Genomic DNA, 18,200 nt, shown 5'->3' with positions numbered 1-18,200 from the left:
GGCGATCAGGTATCCAGCCTCCCTCGTCGCCGGCGTCCGGGCTGGCGGAAATGCGACATCACCCTTCCGGGCCGTCCCACCGCTCCCGCGAGGTCTCCACCCGCGCCCGGTAGTCCTCGTATCCCCGCTCGTACAGCTCGCGCACCTGGGGGTCGGGCTCCACCAGGCGGTGGTCGGCGTGCCAGACCTCCTCGTCGGCCGGGTCGCCGAGCGCGGCGCGGGCGACGAGCGCCGCGCCCTTCGCGCCGACCTCCGTCTCCAGCGGCACCCGTACGGGACGCCCGAGGATCCCGGCGAAGGCGCGCATCCACCCCGCCGAGCGGGTGCCGCCCCCGCAGGCGGCCAGCGTTCCGGCCAGGCCGGCGGTCTCCAGGCAGTGCCGGGCCGCGTAGCCGACGGCCTCGCACATGGCGCGGACGACATCGGCCCGCCCATGGGCCAGTGACAGGCCCTCGAAGGCGGCGCGTGCCCCGGGCGAGACGAACGGCGCCCGCTCCCCGGCCTCGGACAGGAACGGCAGCGCCACCACCCCGCGTGCCCCGGCCGGGCTCTGGTCCAGCAGCGGCTCCAGGTCCTCCGTCGTGGCGCCGACGAGGCCGAGCGCCCAGTCGATGCCCGCCGTGCCGACCATCGCGGGCATCGCGCGCAGCCAGCGCCCCGGCTCGGGGGTGCACAGCCACATTCCGGCGGGCTCGGCGCCGGTGCCCGTCTCCGCGCGGTTGGTCAGCACCTGGCAGGCCAGCGTGGTGCCCACCGTCAGGAGCCCGTCGCCGGGCTCCCGCACCCCGCTGCCCAGGGCGCAGGCGGGCAGGTCATAGGGGCCGGAGGTGAGCGGCAGCCCCTCGGGCAGCCCGAGCAGCGCGGCGCCCGCGCGATCCAGCGCCAGTACGGTGCCGGGCACCGCAGGCTCGGGCAGCAGCCGGGCGAGAGCGGAGACGCCGCAGGCGGCGAGCGCCCCGGGGGAGTAGGCGCGGCTGACCGGATCGAGGAAGGGCAAGGTCGCGTCGGAGGCGTCGACGCCGATGGCGCCGGTCAGCCGCTGGGCTATCGCGTCCACGCAGTATCCGGCCACGGCGGAGCGCTTCAGCGTCTCGGGCTCGTGCTCGTCCAACCAGGCCAGCAGCGGCGCGTGGCAGCCGGGGAACATGCCGGAGCCGGTGTGCCGGAAGACCTCGGCCACGGTGCCGTCCCGCTGCCAGCGCCCGACCAGCGGCGCGGCGCGGCCGTCCATCCACGAGATCATGCGCCGCGTCGCGCGCCCGTCGGCGTCCCGCAGCCACAGCCCGTCGCCCTGCCCGGTGAGCGCGAGCGCCTCCGGCGGCGCGGGCAGCGCGGCGGCGACCTGCCGGACGACCTCGACGACGCTCTCCAGCACCTCCTCCAGGTCCTGCTCGACGAGCCCGCCCGGCTCGCGCAGCAGCGTGGAGCGGCGGGCCGCGGTGTGCAGCGCGCGTCCGTCACGGTCGAAGGCGACGGCCTTGGTGACGGAGGTGCCGATGTCGACACCGATGATCGTCCCGATGGTTGAGGTCATGGCCGTACGCCCTCCAGACGCCTGTTCTCCACACTGAGATTGTTATATTTATAGCGCTCGACGTGAAGAAGCCCAACCCACTCGGCTCAGCAAGCCCAGCCCACCCCGTCCAGGAGGACAGATGAGCGCCCGGCTCCTGCTCGTACGGCACGGCCAGACCGTCTGGCACGCCGAGAACCGCTACTGCGGGAGTTCCGACGTGGCGCTGACCGAGGCCGGTGAACGCCAGGCCGAGGCGCTGGGCCGGTGGTCGGCGGGGCACGCCCATGAGTACGGCATCCAGGCCGTCGCCTGCTCGCCCCTGGCGCGGGCCCGCCGCACGGCCGCGCCCTCGGCGCGGGCCCTCGGTCTGGAGCCGGCCGTCCACGAGCGGCTGCGCGAGACCGACTTCGGCTGGGGCGAGGGGCGCACCATCGCCGAGATGACCGCCGAGGACCCCGGTCTCGTCCGCGCCTTCCAGCAGGACGCCGAGCGGGGCGCCTTCCCCGGATCCGAGCCGCCCGCCGCCGTGGCGGAGCGGGTGTGCGGCGCGCTGCGCGAGCTGGCCGCCGCATACGAGGGCGGCACGGTGCTGGTCGTCGCGCACAACACCGCGTTCCGCATCGCCCTGTGCGCGCTGCTCGGCATCCCCCTGGGCCGCTACCGCCAGGTGCTGCCGAGGCTGGACAACGCGGCGGTGACGCAGATCGAGCTGGACGGTGGGAGTGGGGGGCGAGCGGCGCTGCGCTCGCTGAACGTGCCGACGGGCGAACTGCCGCCCGCGGCCTCCGCCGCTCCCGAAGCCCACGGCATTCCGCCCGTAACCTCCCCCAGGTGAGCGAGACTTGACGCCATGACGAATCCGGCCGCACCCGCCGGTTCTGCCCGCTCGCAGGAGAACCGCAGACAGCTCATCGCCGAACGCGTGGTGGAGCACGGCACCGTGACCGTCTCCTGGCTCGCCGAGGTCACCGGCGTGAGCGTGATGACCGTCCACCGTGACCTGGACGCGCTGGCCGGACGCGGGGTGCTGCGGCGCTTCCGCGGCGGCGTCTCGGCGCTGCCGACCAGCGTCTTCGAGAGCAACCTCGACTACCGCCTCGGCGTCCATGTGCCCCAGAAGGAGGCCGTGGCGCTGGCCGCCGCCGAGCTGGTGGAGCCGGGCATGTCCGTGATGCTGGACGACTCCACCTCCGTGCTGGCCCTGGCCGGGCTGCTGCCGGCGAGGGCCCCGCTGACGGTGCTGACCAACGCGCGCCGCGTGCTGGACGTGTTCGCCGGGCGCGAGGAGATCCGGCTGATCGCGCTCGGCGGGGAGTACTCCCAGACCCACGACTCCTTCCTCGGCGTGGCGTGCGTGGAGGCCATCGAGTCCTTGTCGGTGGACCTGGTGCTGGTGAGCACCTCCGCGATGAACGCGCACATGACCTTCCACCAGGAGCAGGACGTGGTCCTGGTCAAGCGCGCCATGCTCGGCTCCGGGGCGCGTACGGCGCTGCTGATGGACCACTCCAAGGTGGCCCGCACCGCCTTGCACCGGCTGTGCCCCGTCGCGGACTTCGACCACGTGGTGGTCGACGACGGAGTGGAGGCCGAACTGCTGGCGGAGCTGCGCGAGCACACCGATGTCCGGGTCGCCCCGGCCAAGGGCTGAGCCGCCCTGGGTCCGCGTTATCACATATTCGGTGTGAATTTAACAGCTCTCGTGAAATGAACAGTCCCGAGGAAAGGGAGCCCATGCCCATCCCCGCCCCGGCCTCCCCGCCGTCCCCGTCCGCCACCGCATCCACCCCCACCGCCGTGTCTCCAGCCTCCGCCGTCCCCGTCGTCGCGGGGATCGACATCGCGACGGCGGCCGTCCGCGTCCTGTGCGCCGACGCCCACGGCACGGTGCTCGCCGAGGGCCGGGCCCGGCTGCCGCAGCCCGTGCGCGAGGAGGGCCGCAGCGAACAGGACGCCCGCGACTGGTGGCCGGCCACCGCCGAGGCCCTGCGCCAGGCCACCTCGGCCCTGCCCGCAGGCGGCGCCGAGGTCACCGCCGTCGCCGTCTCCGCCACCTCGGGCACCCTCGTCCTGGCCGACGCCGACGACGCCCCGCTGGGGCCGGCGCTGATGTACGACGACCGCCGGGGCGCCGACCTCAACGCCCGCGCCCAGGAAGCCGGAGCACCGCGGTGGTCCGCGCTCGGACTGACGGTGGGCCCCACGGCCGCGCTGGGCCGCGTCGCCTGGTACGCCCGGCACGCCGCCGAACACCCCGGCGCGGCACGCGTGCTGCACACCCCCGACCTGATCGGCGCCCGGCTCACCGGCGGTCCCGTGCCCGCCGACTGGAGCCACGCGCTCAAGACCGGATACGACCCGCGTACCGGCGAGTGGCCCGCCGAGGTCCTCGACGCGCTCGGCATTCCGGCCGGCTGGCTGCCGGACGTCCGTGCGCCGGGCAGCAGCGCGGGTACCGTGAGCGCCGGAGCCGCGGCCGAGACCGGGCTGCCCGAAGGCTGTGAGGTACGGCTCGGCATGACCGACGGCTGCGCCGGCCAGATCGCCACCGGGGCCGTACGCCCCGGGGAGTTCGTGGGCGTCCTGGGCACCACCTACGTCCTCAAGGGCGTCACCCGGGACCTGCTCACCGACCCCTCGGGCGCCCTCTACAGCCACCGGCACCCCGACGGCTGGTGGCTGCCGGGCGGCGCCTCCAACACCGGCGGCGAAGCCCTCGCCCAGGTGCCCTCCGGCCGACTGCCCGCGCTGGACGCCGCGGCCGAGGAGCGGGGCCCGGCCGCCTGCGTGAGCTATCCGCTGCGCCGCGAGGGCGAGCGCTTCCCCTTCGTCAGCGGCGCGGCACGCGGCTTCACCCTGGGCACCCCCGCCGACGACGCCGAACGGCACCGCGCCGACCTGGAGGGCGTGGCCTTCCTCGAACGGCTCGCCCTGGAGCGGATCCGCGCGCTGGGCGTCCCGGTCTCCGGCCCGCTGTACGCGGCGGGCGGCGGCAGCCGCAGCCCGCTGTGGACCCGGCTGCGGGCCACGGCGCTGGGTATGCCGCTGCGGGTGGCGGCGCGGGCCGAGACCGCGTTCGGTGCCGTGCTGCTCGCCGCCGCCGGTACCTTGCACCCCTCCCTGGAGGAGGCCGCGAGCGCGATGACGGGCGGGACGGGAGAGGGGCACCTGGTGGAACCGGAGCCCTCGGAGAAGGGCGCACTGGACGACTCCTACGGCCGCTTCGTCGCCGAACTGGAGCGCCGCGGCTGGCTGTCACCCCCGGCGGCCTGATCCGGCCGCGGGCGGCACCGGACGGTGGAGCCGTACAGCCCTTGAGGGTTCAGAACGGGTGCCAGCGCACCGTCGGGTCGGCGTCGCGCAGCGAGGCCACGCGGCGCAGGAACTCCTCGCGCGCGGCGGGGTTGCCCGGCGCGTGCTGGGAGACCCACGCGCAACTGGCCGTCTCCCGCGCGGCCCGCAGCACCGCGCACCCGTCCCACTCGCGCACGTCCCAGCCGTAGGTGTCGCAGAACGCCTCGTACTCCGCCTCGGGCAGCCCGTAGCGGTCGAGGCTGAGAGCCATCACCACCAGGTCGTGCTCGCGCAGGTCGAAGGAGAAGGTCTCCAGGTCGACCAGCAGCGGGCCTTCGGGGGTGACGTGGACGTTGCGCGGCAGCGCGTCGCCGTGGAGGGGACCGGGCGTCAGCCGGGGGAGCAGTCCCGGCAGCGCGGCGGTGAGGTCGTCGCGGCGGGCGCGCAGGAACGCCGCGTCCTCGCGCGGCACCGCGTCCCCGGCGAGCCGCAGCCAGCGCTCCACCCCGCCGAGCAGTTCCCGTGGCGGCAGCGTGAACGGCGGTGCGGGCAGCGTGTGCACGAGCCGCAGCAGCCCCGCCAGGTCCGCCGCACCCGCCGGACGTACGGCGTCGGGCAGCCGCCGCCAGAAGGTGACGGGATGGTCCCCGATCAGCCGGGGCGCCGGGTCGGCGGCCCGGACGGCGGGCACTCCCTCCTTCTCCAGCCAGGTCGCGACGCGCAGTTCGTGCTCGGCGCGGGCCAGCAGCTCCGGGTCGCGGCCGATCCGTACGACGGTTCCGCCCAGTGCGAAGACCGCGTTCTCGCCCAGGGACAGCAGCTGCGCCGATCCCGCCTGCTCACCGGCCGCCGCCGTCAGCACCTCGCGTGCCCGCTGCTCGGTGAATGCCTCACTGCTCACCATGTGCCTCTGGTCTCCCTCTTCTCTCAGCGCGTCCGCTCGTTCAGCCTGTCAGGTCCGGGTATCCGCTCCTGCGGTGCCCCGGTCCAAATGCGGCGTATCTCTCATGTCCCACGCGGAACCGTTGTTACGCCCGTGGGATCTGCATCATTGACAAGCACGGTAAAAACGGGCAGTTGGGAGTGGTTGTGCACAGCAAGGGGAGCAGTCGGCCGGGAGCCGTGGCGATGGTCGCCGCTACGGGAACCGTCGCGGTCGGTCTGCTGACGGCGTTCGTCGGGACCACCTCGGGGGCTGTCGCCTCGGCCCATCACCCGGGCTGGGAGCAGAGTGTGCGCGGCTCCGGCGCGCAGGCCGGGACCGGGACGGGGGAGGGGAAGCGCCCCGCGGTCAAGCGCTCCAAGCCGAAAGTGGTGCCCAAGGCGAGCAGGGCGCTCAGCCATCACTCGGCGGCGGGTGGTCACTCGGTCGCGCTCACCCTGGATGACGGGCCGCACCCGGAGTGGACCCCCAAGACGCTGGATCTGCTGCGCAAATACCAGATAAAGGCGACGTTCTGTCTCATTGGCCCGAACGCCCGTCGCTACCCCCAACTCGTCAAGCGGATCGTCGCCGAGGGCCACCGGCTGTGCGACCACACCGTCGACCACGACACGGGCATGGACCACGAGCCGGCCGGCTATCAGAAAAAGCAGATACTCGACGCCAAGGGCATGATCGACAAGGCGTCCGGCGGGGCCCGCGTGTACTACTACCGGGCGCCGGGCGGCGCCTTCACCCCCTACAGCCGTCGTATAGCGGCCGGACAAGGCATGCGCCCCCTCGGCTGGATCGTCGATCCCGGTGACTGGAAGCGCCCCGGTGCCGACGCGATAGTCCAGCGCGCCAAGGAGCAGACGGAGGACGGTGCGGTGATCCTCCTCCACGACGGCGGCGGCGACCGCTCCCAGTCCTACGAGGCGCTGCGCCAGTACCTGCCCTGGCTCCAGAAGGAGGGCTACGGCTTCAGCTTCCCCAAGGCGTGACGCGGGCGGGTCCGGCGGGTCCGGTCGCGGACCCGGCGTGCGCCGATGCGGCTCCGGTGGTGCGTGAGGACTTGACCGTGTGCGGCCAGACGTTAAAGTCCAGACCAATTTCATGTGCTCGGCCTCTCCCCCCAAGGAGCTGCAATGCACAAAAGACGGAAGTTGGCGGCGCTGATCGGCGCCGGCCTGTCCCCCTTCCTGGTTCTCGGGCTCTCCGTGACCCCCGCCAGTGCGCACGGCTGGGTCACGAACCCCGCGAGCAGGCAGGCCCAGTGCGCCACCGGCGTCGTCCAGTGCGGCGACATCAAGTACGAACCGCAGAGCGTCGAGGGCCCCAAGGGGCTCAAGGACTGTGCGGGCGGCAACGCGCGGTTCGCCGAGCTGCGTGAGGACAACAAGGGCTGGCAGGTCACCAACGTCGGCAGGTCGGCGACCTTCAACTGGAAGCTGACGGTCAGTCACCGCACCTCGACCTGGCAGTACTTCATCGGCAACACGAAGATCGCCGAGTTCGACGACGGCGGTGCGGCACCCGGCGAGTACGTCTCGCACGGCGTCAACTTCCAGGGCTTCAGCGGCAAGCAGAGGGTGCTCGCCGTGTGGAACATCGCCGACACGGCGAACGCCTTCTACGCCTGCGTGGACGTCAACATCGGCTGAGACCGGCCCTGGCGCGCCAGGGCCCCTCCCGGCGAACATCGCCGGTCACGGCACTAGAAGTCGACCTTGGTGGGTTCGTCCGTCCTGAGTACCGACTCCTGGTTGAACAGTCGCTGATACAGGGCCCGGACCCGCTGGATGTCGGGATCGTGTCCCGAGGACTCCGACGCCGGATACAGCACCGTCAGTTCGTAGGAGCGCTCCCGCTCGATCACCCCGCGCTTGTCCCGCCACTGTCCCCGTCCGACCTGGACGGTCAGACCCGCGGGGAAGCGCGGGGTGACGTGCTTGTCGATGAACGCGCGGAACTGCTTGTCCGTGACGGCCGGTCCGCCGTCCGGGTTCGCCGTCCCGAAGAAGAGCCGCGTCTCGACGTACGCCTTGCCGCGCGCGGGCACCGCGGACGAGGCGGAGGGTGCCCGCTCCTCGTCCAGCGCGGCGTAGGGCCTCTCGTTTGGATCTTCGCGGGTCCGCGACGACAGCTACGGCACCTCGCTGCGTTGTCGAAGCATCCAAGTACGCCCAGTACGAGGACGCTCCTCCGCCTTGCGATGCACCGCATCTGACGCTGCGGCCTGATCCACGAAGATCCAAACGAGAGGCCCTGGGCAGCGGGTCCCGAGACGGAGACGGCGAGGACCGCCGCGACCAGAGCGGTTCTCAGCCGGAGCCGTCGGGACCGGGCGGATCCGGCGGGCCGGGTGAGGTCGCTGGATCCCGCGGGACTCGTGGGTCCCGCGGCCCCTCGGGGATCGGCGGGGCCTGTGGCCGGAGTGGTGGATTCGGTCGGCACGGACGGATTCCTTTCGTCACGCCCGCCACACAGATCTCGGCGGGCTCTGCCGCCCGGCCACGGAAAGCGGCGGGTGCGACGCGCCATCCATACCCGCCGAGTGTGACTCGCCCCAGCTCGATTTCTCCCGACTGCCGTAATTCCAGGGGGAGTTCGGAGAAATTCCCAAATCCTACTATGGGCAGCCTTTTTGGGGAATTGTTTGATCCAATCCTATGGTGCCCAACCTCAATTGAAGGAGCGACTCGCCCCTGGCGGGCCGTGACACCCGGAGCCCCGCTCCGCAAGGAGGTCCCTGTTGCCCCTTGCCCTCTTGGCCCTGGCCATCGCGACGTTCGGAGCGGCCACCGCCGAGTTCGTGATGATGGGTCTGCTGCCCGAGGCGGCCTCCGACATGGGGGTTTCGATCCCCGACGCTGGCGGCTACGTCTCGTTCTATTCGCTCGGCGTCGTGATCGGCGCACCGCTGCTGACCGTCGCCGGTCTGCGGGTGCGCAGAAAGACGATGCTGCTCACCATGTCCGCCCTGTTCATCTGTGGAAATGTGGCCTCAGCCGTTGCCTCCACTCACCAACTGCTGCTCGCGGCCCGGTTTTTGTCGGGGCTGCCGCACGGGGTGTTCTTCGGTATCGGCGCGGTCGTCGCCGCCGGTCTCGTGGGGCCGGAAAAGCGCGGCAGAGCGCTGTCACTGGTCCTCGTGGGGGTGCCGATGGCCAACATCGTCGGCTCCCCGCTGGGCACCCTGCTCGGCCAGACCGTCGGCTGGCGCTGGACGTTCACGGTGGTCGCCGGCATCGGGGTGCTCGGGCTCGTGGCCCTCGCGCTGCTCCTCCCCCTCCAGCCGGGAGCCGAACGAGGCTCCGTGCGCGGTGAACTCGGCCTGTTCAAGAGACCACAGGTGTGGCTCGCCTACGCGGTGGTCGTCTTCGGATTCGGCGGCACCGCCTCGTTCTACACCTACATCCGGCCGCTGGTGACCGAAGTCAGCGGCTACACCCCCACGGCTGCCACCGCTTTGCTGGCGCTGTCGGGCGCCGGGATGACGGTGGGCACGATGCTCGGGGGCCGGCTCGCCGACCGGCCGCTGCGCACCATGTGCTTCGCTCTGTTCACCCTCGCCGTCTCACTGGCCATGTTCCTGTTCACCGCGCAGAACACGGTCCTGGTGGCGCTCAACGTCTTCCTCACCGGCATCGCGGGCATGGCCGCCATCCCCAGCGTCCAGGCCCGCATCCTGGACCATGGCGGCGACGCGCCCGAACTGGGCTCCGCCAGCGTCCAGTCGGCGTTCAACATCGCCAACTCGCTGGGCGCCTCCCTCGGCGGCGTCGTCATCGCCGCCGGCTTCGGGCTGACGGCACCCAGCACGCTCGGGGCGATGCTCTCGCTGGCGGGCGCCGGGTTCGGGCTGCTCGCAGGCTGGCTCGACCGCGGCTCCCGCTCCTGGGACGTGGCAGCCTCGCCACCGTGGAAGGGCGTCAAGTCCGAGGCGTTATGGCCAGGACGCGGTGGGCCGGGGCGCCTCGTACGCCCCGCCCGGCCGGGTCCGTCCCGGGGGCCGCCCACCGGGGCACGGAAAACCGGATGCCCCGGCGAAAGAGCGTCCGATACCCTCCCGCCATGCACACGCATTACTTCTTTCTCTGATCCCGGCCCGCGGACGCGGCTCGACCCGCTGACCTGAGCGACAGGTGAGCGTGCGGTCGCCGTTGTCCTCTTCGCGAATCCGGCAGACCTCACCCACATCAGGGAAAGAACCTCATGCGCGACCGCGCTCAACTCACGCTCAAGGACGTCTCCAAGGCATACGGCGACCGCCGTGTGCTCGACCAGGTCTCGCTGACCGTACGGCCCGGCGAACGGGCCGGGGTCATCGGCGAGAACGGCTCTGGCAAGACAACCCTGCTGCGCCTGCTGTCCGGGGCCGAAACCCCCGACAGCGGCGAGATCACCGTCCGCGCACCCGGCGGCACCGGCCATCTGGCACAGACCCTCGACCTCGAACCCACCCGCACCGTCCAGGACGCCGTCGACGCGGCGCTGGCCGAACTGCGCGCCCTGGAGCGGCGTTTGCGCGAGGCCGAGGCGGGCCTGGGCGAGGCGGGCCCCGAGGCGTTGGAGGAGTACGGCGACCTGCTGACCGCCTACGAAGAGCGCGGCGGCTACGAGGCCGACCTGCGCGTCGACGCCGGGCTGCACGGCCTCGGCCTCGCCCACCTCACCCGCGAGCGCACCCTCGGCTCGCTCTCCGGCGGGGAGCGGGCGCGCCTCGCGCTCGCCTGCGTGCTGGCCTCCGGGCCCGAACTGCTCCTCCTCGACGAGCCCACCAACCACCTCGACCAGCGCGCGGCGACCTGGCTGGAGGAGCAGCTGCGGGCCCACCACGGCACCGTCGTCACGGTCACCCACGACCGCGCCTTCCTCGACCGGGTCGCGACCACGATCCTGGAGGTCGACCGCGACACCCGCGCCGTCACGCGCTACGGCGACGGCTGGAGCGGCTACCGCACGGCCAAGGCCGCGGCCCTGCGCCGCTGGGCGCGGGAGTACGAGGAGTGGCAGGAGGAGCTGGCCCGGACCCGGGAGCTGGTGGAGGCCGCCGGTCAGCGGCTGGCGGTCAGCGGCAAGGATCCGGGCCAGGGCTTCGGCAAGCACCGCCGCTCCCACGAGAACAAGCTCTCGGGCCAGGTCAGGGCCGCCGGGCAGCACCTGGAGCGGCTCCTTCGCGACCCGGTGCCCCCGCCGCCGGAGCCGCTGCGCTTCACCGTGCCCGCCGCGACGGGGCTCGCCACCGGTGCCGCCGGTTCACCGGGGGCCGCCGCGCCCGCCGTGCTCGAAGGTGTCACGGTCGGCGGCCGGCTGTACGTGGAATCGCTGTGCGTACGGCCGGGTGACCGGCTGCTGGTCGCCGGGCCCAACGGGGCGGGCAAGACCACGTTGCTGCGGGTGCTCGCCGGAGACCTGGCGCCCGACACCGGTACCGTCAGCCGCCCGGCCCGTACGGCCTTCCTGCGCCAGGAGCTGCCCGCCACGCCCGCCCGGCTGCCGCTGCTGAGCGCGTTCGCCGCCGGGCGGGGCGGGCCGCCCGAGGAGCACGCCGACGCGCTGCTGGCCCTCGGTCTCTTCCGGGCCGAGGACCTGGCCGTGCCCGTCGCGGCGCTCTCCGTGGGACAGCGGCGCAGGCTGGAGCTGGCCCGGCTGGTGAGCCGCCCTGCCGGGCTGCTCGTCCTCGATGAGCCGACCAACCATCTGGCGCCCGGCCTCATCGAGGAACTGGAAGGGGCGCTCGCCTCCTACGCGGGCGCCGTGGTGCTCGTCTCGCACGACCGTCGCTTTCGCGCCCGCTTCCCAGGGGAGCGGCTGGAGTTGCGGGCGGGGCGCGTGGTGAACGAGGGGAGCGTGCCGACGCCCTCGTAATCCTTCCCGGACGCCCGCGGGATCTCCGGCAGGACGCCTTGCCGGAGATCCCGTCGGGCGTCCCGTCGGGTGTCCCGCGGACATCTCGCAGGGACGCCCCCGTCGGACGTGCTCAGGAGGTGCCCGGTGCCGGGCCCGCGGGATTCTCGTCGTACGTCCAGCGCAGCAGGGCGCCGAGGCCGCCCACCGGCAGATCCTCCTCGGTGTCGGCCACCAGGACCTCCGCGTCCGTGGCCACCGCGCAGCGCAGCAGCGCGTCGTCGGCGCGGGCGGCGGCCGGGTCGGGAGCGCCCAGGTACTGCAACTCGGACCGGCGTACGCCGATCTGGTCCGCGGCGGGGCCGACCCACACCTCCTGCTCCCTGTCCGGCCCGCCGGGCCGCATGAGCAGCGTGCCGACGCGGTGCTCGCGCGCGGCCTCCACCAGCGCCGGCACGGTCTCGGCCGTGCCGGCCCCGGTGGCGGGGGCGGCGCCCGCCGCGTGTCCGGCGCGCAGCCCGGCGAGGGCCTCGGCGGTGTGCCGCTCGGTGAACTCCTCGCGGGCCCGCCGCGTGTCACGGTCGAGCAGCTCGCTGTCGGCACCGGCGGCCCGGCCGCCGTGCGAGGTCTCGATCGCGGCCTCGCGCAGCGGCTCGGGGAGCCGGTCGTGGACGGCACGGCGCTCGCGCGGGTCTCCGCTGAGGACCAGGACATCGGCGTCCGTCTCCTGGAAGCGCTGGGATATCGCGTCGGCGATCAGCCCCGCGTTGCTCTCCCAGGTGTTCTCCACCCGCAGCTGGAAGTGCCGCTCGGACGGGTCGCCCGAGGCGGTGCGGTGCACCGGCCAGTCCTCGCCGAGCGCCTGCCCGGCGGGCCGGGTGCCGTACGCGTCGCGCAGCTCGAAGTCGGCGCCGGTCCGGTCGATGCGGGCCGTCAGGCACAGCGGGTTCTCCCGCATCAGGCCGGGCAGCGGTCCCAGGTGCGGCAGTGCCGACCAGCTCACCCGCGCCCGCTCGGGCGGCTCGGTGAGCGGCAGGCCGAGCACGACCTCACCCTCGGTGGCGAACACGGCAGCGCCGTGCGGCTCCTCGTTGGGCGAGAGCGCGGCCAGGCGCTCCACCACGGCCTCGGCGGTCCGGGGATCGGCGCCCTGCCGTATCAGCTCGTCGCCCGCCGCGCGCGCCGTGAGCCGCCGCTCGGCCCCGGCGGACTCGGTGGCCCGCGCCGTATCGGTGTAGACGGTTGCCCACGGTCCGTTACGGGTGAGAAGAGGGGCGAGGGATTCGAGGCGCATGTTTCCTCCCTACGTCTCTGTGACGGTCCTACAGCTCTGTGACGGCTATGACCGGCTGTGGTCGCAGCGGGTACCCAGTGCGCCCCCACCCGACACAGGCGTCCCGGTCCGGCCCCGCACAGAGCCTCCTGGTCCGGCCCCTACCAGGGCCTTCTGAGCCGGCCCCCGGGGGACCCCCTGGGGTGGCCGATCGAGGACATGCCAAGATCCGTGCATGGCGTCCCTGAGTGAACTTCTGCCGGCCGAGGCCATCCGCCTCGGCGTGCCGGCGGCCGACTGGCGTGCGGCGGTCCGTGCCGCGGGTGAGCTGCTGGTGGACAGCGGCACGAGTACCGACGAATACACCGCCGAGATGATCCGGAACGTCGAGGAGCACGGCCCGTACATCGTCGTCGCGCCGGGCTTCGCGTTCGCGCACGCCCGGCCCTCGCCCGCGGTGCTGCGTACCGGCATGTCCTGGGTGCGGCTGGCGGAGCCCGTCACGTTCGGGCACGAGACGAACGACCCCGTCACCCTTGTCGTGGCGCTGGCCGCCCAGGATTCGGGGGCCCACACGGCGGCCATGGCCTCCCTCGCCCGGCTGCTGGGCGATCCCGCCACCGAGTCCTCGCTGCGGGACGCGCCCACGCCCGAGGCTCTGCACCAGGTGCTCGAACAGCAGACGGGCGGCACCGAAGGGGAGGGCGGCGCCGCAGCCGGCACCGAGGGGGAGAGCGGCGCCGCAGCCGGTGCCGAGGCGGTCGGCGTCAAGGCGGCGGGGGCCGCCGTGCAGAAGATCCTCACCGTCTGCGGCAACGGCGTGGGCACCAGCCTCTTCCTGAAGAACACCTTGGAGAAGGTGCTGGACCGCTGGGGCTGGGACAAGAACATCACCGTCGAGGCGACCGACACGATCTCCGCCAAGGGCAAGGCGTCCGAGGCGGTGGCCATCCTCACCTCCCGGGAGATCGCCAGGACGCTGGGCGACGTGGGGATTCCGGTGAAGGTCGTGGAGGACTTCACCTCGACCACCGAGGTGGACAAGACCCTGCGCGACACCTATGACGTCTGAGCTGATCCACGGCGTCCCACACGTCTTACGCCGTCCCGCACGTCTTACGCCAACCCACTCGACTTAACGGCGCCCCAGCACCGCTGACGGCGCCCGACACCCGCTACGGCGTCCACGGAGGCGGCATGGACCTGCTGGTCACGGTCGCGAAGTTTCTCGTCAACGAGATCCTCAGCGTCCCCGCGTATCTCATCGGCCTCATCACGGCGGCCGGTCTGATCGCCCTGAAGAAGACGACGGGGCAGATAGTCGGCGGCGCCATCAAGGCGACGCTGGGTTTTCTGCTCATCAACGCGGGCGCCGGGCTGGTCGTCAGCTCGCTGGCGCCGCTGGGCGAGATGATCCAGGGCGCCACCGGCGCGCACGGGGTGATCCCCACCAATGAGGCGATCGTGGGCATCGCCCAGACGCAGTTCGGGGCCAGGGTGGCGTGGCTGATGATCGTCGGCTTCGCGCTCAGCCTCGTCCTGGCGCGCTTCACCCCGCTGCGCTACGTCTTCCTGACGGGGCACCACATGCTGTTCATGGCGACCTTGCTGACCATGGTCCTGGCCACGGCGGGGCTCTCCTCCTGGGTCGTGGTGGTGCTCGGCGGCGCCCTGCTGGGCATCATGCTCGTCTCCATGCCCGCCTTCGCCCACCCGTGGACCAAGCGCATCACCGGCAACAACACCGTAGCCATCGGCCACTTCGGCACCGCCGGTTATGTCACGGCGGGCGCGGTGGGGCAGCTCGTCGGCAAGCGCAGCCGCAGCACCGAGGACATGAAGCTGCCCGAAGGGCTGCGCTTCCTGCGGGACTCGATGGTCGCCACGGCGCTGTCCATGCTGCTGATCTACCTGATCATGGCCGTCGTCTACGTCGTCAAGGCGGGCGAGAAGACCGCGTTCAAGGCGTTCGCGGCGGACAACGGCGCCGCGGCCACCGACCTCGGCAACTACCTGATGCAGGCCGTCATGCAGGGCCTCCAGTTCGGCATCGCGGTCGCCGTCATCCTCTTCGGCGTCCGTACGATCCTCGGCGAACTCGTACCCGCCTTCCAGGGCATCGCGCAGAAGGTCGTCCCCGGCGCCGTGCCCGCGCTGGACGCGCCGATCGTCTTTCCCTACGCGCAGAACGCGGTGCTCATCGGCTTCCTCTCCAGCTTCGTCGGCGGCCTGTGCATGCTGGCCCTGCTCGCCTGGGTGCTCAACCCCGCCTTCGGGCTCGCGCTGGTGCTGCCGGGGCTGGTCCCGCACTTCTTCACCGGCGGTGCCTCCGGGGTCTACGGCAACGCGACCGGGGGCAGGCGCGGCGCCGTCATCGGCTCGTTCTGCAACGGCCTGCTGATCACCTTCCTGCCCGCCGTGCTGCTGAAGGTGCTGGGCGCGTTCGGGAACGAGAACACCACCTTCGGCGACGCGGACTTCGGCTGGTTCGGCGCCCTCACCGGCTACGCCGCCAAGGCCGGTGACGCGGGCGGCATCGTGCTCATGCTGCTCCTCGGCGCCGCAGTGCTCGCCGGCGCGATCACTGTGCAAAAGCGCGTCGTGGAGCCGGGCTGGGACCCGGGTGCCCGTCGTGACGCGGCCCTGCCCGGCGGGGGCCAGGGGGACGCGGCGGAGGCGGCCAAGGCCGGCATGGCGGCACCGGGCGGTGACGCGGCCGGGACGCGGAGCTACGCCAAGATCCCGCCGCCCGCCGGAGCCCCCAAGCCGCCCCCGCCGCCCGAGGCCTGAGAGGGGGGTCTTCTCCCGTTCTTTCGTCCCGGAATCTGCGGTTGGTGCGACCCGGCACCACTGGATCGGACACCGAATGCGGGATGAAAGACCGGGAGAAGACGATCGGGCGTCCGGCTCGTCGAGCTTCTCACCGTTGCGGTTCCTCGCCCGGGTGTTGCTTCACGGCCACGGCACGTATCGCATTGCCGTAATGCGGACGTTTCTTGGGCGGGACGGTCTCGGGTGGCAGCGGAGCGTGGGCTGTCTCGGGGAACTCGCTGCGGACTTCGGTGAGCAGATCATGCCAGCCGGTGCCGTGGGCGCCGGCGGCGGCGTGGAGTGCGAGGAGCAGGGCTTTGAGTGGATCGGGGTCCGCCGCGATGATCAGGGAGAAAAGCGCCACTTCCTGCTGGGAGTCGCTGGTGCCGTCCGGCCGTGTGATGACGGTGTGGGGAACCTGCGGGTCGGAGGAGAGGAGATTCCGCGCTGTCTTCGGGTCGTCCAGCGGCGGTGAGAAGGGCAGGCCCCGGTCCAGTCCGGCCAGGCCGCGGGCGATCCAGTCCGCGCCGCTGAGACCGGCCACGTCGCAAGAACGGTGTGCGGCCCAACGGGCTATCGCGCGCTGGGTCTCCGGCCCGGCCTCGTCGACCGCGTGTACGAGGGCGACATCAAGCGTCCGCAGCCCTGCCGCAGCCTTGCCGACGCTCCGCAGCCGGTCGCTGGGCAGCCGCCCGCCCCATTCCCTCTTCTCGGCGCGCTCACGCCGCTCTCGTTCGTCCTGCTCCTCCTTCTCGCGGGTGAGGCGTTCGGCCTCGGCCAGTTCCTCGGGGGTGGGTGGCGGTGGCAGTTCACTCGCGAACTGGTGCCAGTAGGCGGCAGATTCGCTGGTCTGCTTCACGACGCGGTCGCTCTCATGCGGGGCGGGCCAGAACTGGAGCAGGTACTCGTCCAGCACCGCCTCGTCCTCCAGCCGTAGGCCGACGGCCTCGTCCATGCCACGGCAGTGGTAACGCGCGCGGTACGTGCCCGCGGGCAGGCCGAGGTCCCGCCCTTCGCCGTCCCATTCGTTCAGTGTCGTGTCGTTGGAGGCGGCCCGGAAGGGCGTCTCCACGATGTCCTCCCAGCCGTCGAAGTCCAAGGGCGGCTCCGCCTCGTGCAGTTCGACGGTGAGGGGAACAGAGCCTTCGCTGATGCCGGTCAGCAGGAACAGGTGTCCGGGAACGGCCGCCCCGCACAGTCCCGCCTGCTGTCCCATGAAGCACTCGTGGAGACCGGCCTCCGGGCCTTCGTGGATGTCGGCCTCGGCGCGGCTGTCGATGTACATCTGGCCGTAGTCCACGCTGAACTCGCCGTTGAAGAGTGTCCGCATGGCCACCAGCTTGCCCCAGGGAGCTGACAACGCCCGCGGACGCCGCTGGCTGGTGCTGTGGCAGGGAAGGTCCGTCGGTCAGCCCGCGGCCGGACACGGTTGTTTCCGAGTTCGACCAGAGGCGGTTGCCGAGATCCCGGGCCGGGATCTGATCCACGAGGACTCGCTGCTCGCCCGCGCAGCGCCCGATCCTCCGGAGAACCTTCCACTCTCAAGACGACACAGGCACTGAGCCCTTCCGGCTGCGCCCACTCGGCCCTCCGGCCCGCGCGCCGGGGCCCGTTGTCGGTCCCCTCTGCTAGAAGTTCTCAGGAGCGGCGTCTGACAGACACGTACATACAGGGAGGGAACGCACATGGCCGTCAGTACCGTCATGTCACCGGATGGCACCCCCATCGCCTATGAGCGCCACGGGGAGGGCACGCCCGTTCTTGTCGCGGGCGGGGCGCTGAGCGCCCGCGAGGCAGGAGTGCCCCTCGCCCGCGGGCTGGCCGGCCTCGGCCTGTGCGGCGTCGTCTACGACCGCAGGGGCAGGGGGGACAGCGGCGACACCCCGCCGTACGCGCCCGCGCGCGAGGCCGAGGACCTGGCGGCCGTGGCCGGGGCCGTGGCCGACGGGGGAGAGGTGTACGGGTACGGGATGTCCTCCGGCGCCTTCGTCCTGCTGGAGGCCGCGCGTGCCGGGGCCCCGCTGTCGCGGATCGTGCTGTTCGAGCCGCCCTTCACCGGTGCCGTGGGACAGCCGCAGTCCCTCAACCACTCCGCCCGGCTGACCGAGCTGAACGAGCAGGGCGCGCCCGGTGAGGCGGTCGTCTACTTCATGACCGAGGTCGTCGGCCTCCCGCCGCAGGCCGTCGAGGGCGCCCGGCAGTCTCCCATGTGGGACGGCATGGTGAAGCTGGCCCACACCCTCGCCTACGACACGACGCTGATGGGTGACGGCACCCTGCCCGCCGCGACCCTGGCGCGGGTGAAGGTCCCCGCGCTGGTGCTGAGCAGCGACGCCAGCACGCCCATGCTCCAGGAGGCCGCCCGCCTCACCGCCGAGGCGCTCCCGGACGGTGCCTTCCGCTCGCTGCCCGGTGCCTTCCACGAGGTGCCTGTCGGCGATCTGGCCCCCGTGGTACGGGACTTCGTCACCGGCTGACGCGCTTTCCGGGTTGTGCGGATTCTTCGGTTTGCGTGCAGGGTCCGGGTTGTG

The 18,200-nt window shown here is 72.4% G+C and carries 15 protein-coding genes; 10 read left to right on the top strand and 5 right to left on the bottom strand.

Going from position 1 to position 18,200, the window contains the following annotated elements:
* Positions 1-58 precede the first annotated feature (58 nt).
* Positions 59-1,522, bottom strand: a complete 1,464-nt coding sequence (locus tag OHB04_RS05300) for an FGGY family carbohydrate kinase (RefSeq protein WP_326809403.1) — start codon at positions 1,520-1,522, stop codon at positions 59-61.
* Positions 1,523-1,655: 133 nt separating this feature from the next.
* Here OHB04_RS05300 and OHB04_RS05295 point away from each other — a divergent pair, with 133 nt between their 5' ends.
* The 3 genes from OHB04_RS05295 to OHB04_RS05285 all read left to right on the top strand — a co-directional run bounded on the left by OHB04_RS05295 (position 1,656) and on the right by OHB04_RS05285 (position 4,789).
* On the top strand, positions 1,656-2,351 hold the full coding sequence (locus tag OHB04_RS05295; RefSeq protein ID WP_326686513.1) for a histidine phosphatase family protein: 696 nt from the start codon (positions 1,656-1,658) through the stop codon (positions 2,349-2,351).
* Positions 2,352-2,366: 15 nt separating this feature from the next.
* The gene (locus OHB04_RS05290) at positions 2,367-3,167 is read left to right on the top strand and encodes a DeoR/GlpR family DNA-binding transcription regulator (RefSeq protein WP_326686512.1); all 801 of its coding nucleotides are present in this window, start codon (positions 2,367-2,369) and stop codon (positions 3,165-3,167) included.
* Positions 3,168-3,250: 83 nt separating this feature from the next.
* Positions 3,251-4,789 (top strand): FGGY-family carbohydrate kinase, encoded by a 1,539-nt coding sequence (locus tag OHB04_RS05285; protein WP_326806913.1) that lies wholly within the window; start codon positions 3,251-3,253, stop codon positions 4,787-4,789.
* Positions 4,790-4,838: 49 nt separating this feature from the next.
* Here OHB04_RS05285 and OHB04_RS05280 read toward each other — a convergent pair whose 3' ends face one another.
* Complete coding sequence (locus tag OHB04_RS05280; protein WP_326806911.1) at positions 4,839-5,714, bottom strand: phosphotransferase enzyme family protein; 876 nt, start codon at positions 5,712-5,714, stop codon at positions 4,839-4,841.
* Positions 5,715-5,938: 224 nt separating this feature from the next.
* Here OHB04_RS05280 and OHB04_RS05275 point away from each other — a divergent pair, with 224 nt between their 5' ends.
* Positions 5,939-6,736, top strand: a complete 798-nt coding sequence (locus OHB04_RS05275) for a polysaccharide deacetylase family protein (protein WP_326806910.1) — start codon at positions 5,939-5,941, stop codon at positions 6,734-6,736.
* A 144-nt stretch (positions 6,737-6,880) separates the two neighbouring features.
* A complete protein-coding gene (locus tag OHB04_RS05270) occupies positions 6,881-7,396 on the top strand; it encodes a lytic polysaccharide monooxygenase auxiliary activity family 9 protein (protein ID WP_326806909.1) in 516 nt (171 codons plus the stop codon).
* A 53-nt stretch (positions 7,397-7,449) separates the two neighbouring features.
* Here the strand turns inward: OHB04_RS05270 and OHB04_RS05265 are convergent, their stop codons facing one another.
* Positions 7,450-7,794: a DUF3574 domain-containing protein gene (locus tag OHB04_RS05265; protein WP_326686507.1), complete on the bottom strand. Its 345-nt coding sequence runs from the start codon at positions 7,792-7,794 to the stop codon at positions 7,450-7,452.
* Between the two features lie 693 nt (positions 7,795-8,487).
* Here OHB04_RS05265 and OHB04_RS05260 point away from each other — a divergent pair.
* Together OHB04_RS05260 and abc-f are read left to right on the top strand one after the other, a co-directional pair.
* Positions 8,488-9,873, top strand: coding sequence for an MFS transporter (locus tag OHB04_RS05260; RefSeq protein ID WP_326806908.1), 1,386 nt, complete (start codon positions 8,488-8,490; stop codon positions 9,871-9,873).
* A 77-nt stretch (positions 9,874-9,950) separates the two neighbouring features.
* Entirely contained in the window at positions 9,951-11,606 is a 1,656-nt protein-coding gene (abc-f, locus tag OHB04_RS05255) for a ribosomal protection-like ABC-F family protein (RefSeq protein WP_326686505.1), read from the top strand.
* A 112-nt stretch (positions 11,607-11,718) separates the two neighbouring features.
* On the opposite strand, the gene OHB04_RS05250 is transcribed toward abc-f, so the two are convergent.
* The gene (locus OHB04_RS05250) at positions 11,719-12,879 is read right to left on the bottom strand and encodes a baeRF2 domain-containing protein (RefSeq protein ID WP_326686504.1); all 1,161 of its coding nucleotides are present in this window, start codon (positions 12,877-12,879) and stop codon (positions 11,719-11,721) included.
* Positions 12,880-13,093: 214 nt separating this feature from the next.
* Between OHB04_RS05250 and OHB04_RS05245 the strand changes: the two genes are divergently transcribed.
* Both OHB04_RS05245 and OHB04_RS05240 read left to right on the top strand, forming a co-directional pair.
* Positions 13,094-13,930 (top strand): PTS sugar transporter subunit IIA, encoded by an 837-nt coding sequence (locus tag OHB04_RS05245; protein WP_326806907.1) that lies wholly within the window; start codon positions 13,094-13,096, stop codon positions 13,928-13,930.
* A gap of 125 nt (positions 13,931-14,055) precedes the next feature.
* The gene (locus OHB04_RS05240) at positions 14,056-15,648 is read left to right on the top strand and encodes a PTS ascorbate transporter subunit IIC (protein ID WP_326686502.1); all 1,593 of its coding nucleotides are present in this window, start codon (positions 14,056-14,058) and stop codon (positions 15,646-15,648) included.
* A gap of 130 nt (positions 15,649-15,778) precedes the next feature.
* Here the strand turns inward: OHB04_RS05240 and OHB04_RS05235 are convergent, their stop codons facing one another.
* Positions 15,779-16,999, bottom strand: coding sequence for a hypothetical protein (locus OHB04_RS05235; RefSeq protein ID WP_326806906.1), 1,221 nt, complete (start codon positions 16,997-16,999; stop codon positions 15,779-15,781).
* Positions 17,000-17,354: 355 nt separating this feature from the next.
* Between OHB04_RS05235 and OHB04_RS05230 the strand changes: the two genes are divergently transcribed.
* On the top strand, positions 17,355-18,146 hold the full coding sequence (locus tag OHB04_RS05230) for an alpha/beta fold hydrolase (protein WP_326806905.1): 792 nt from the start codon (positions 17,355-17,357) through the stop codon (positions 18,144-18,146).
* Positions 18,147-18,200 lie beyond the last annotated feature (54 nt).

Origin of the sequence: Streptomyces sp. NBC_01775 (genome assembly GCF_035917675.1) — a bacterium.
Classification (GTDB): Bacteria; Actinomycetota; Actinomycetes; order Streptomycetales; family Streptomycetaceae; genus Streptomyces.
This window is presented reverse-complemented; position numbering and strand designations above follow the sequence as displayed.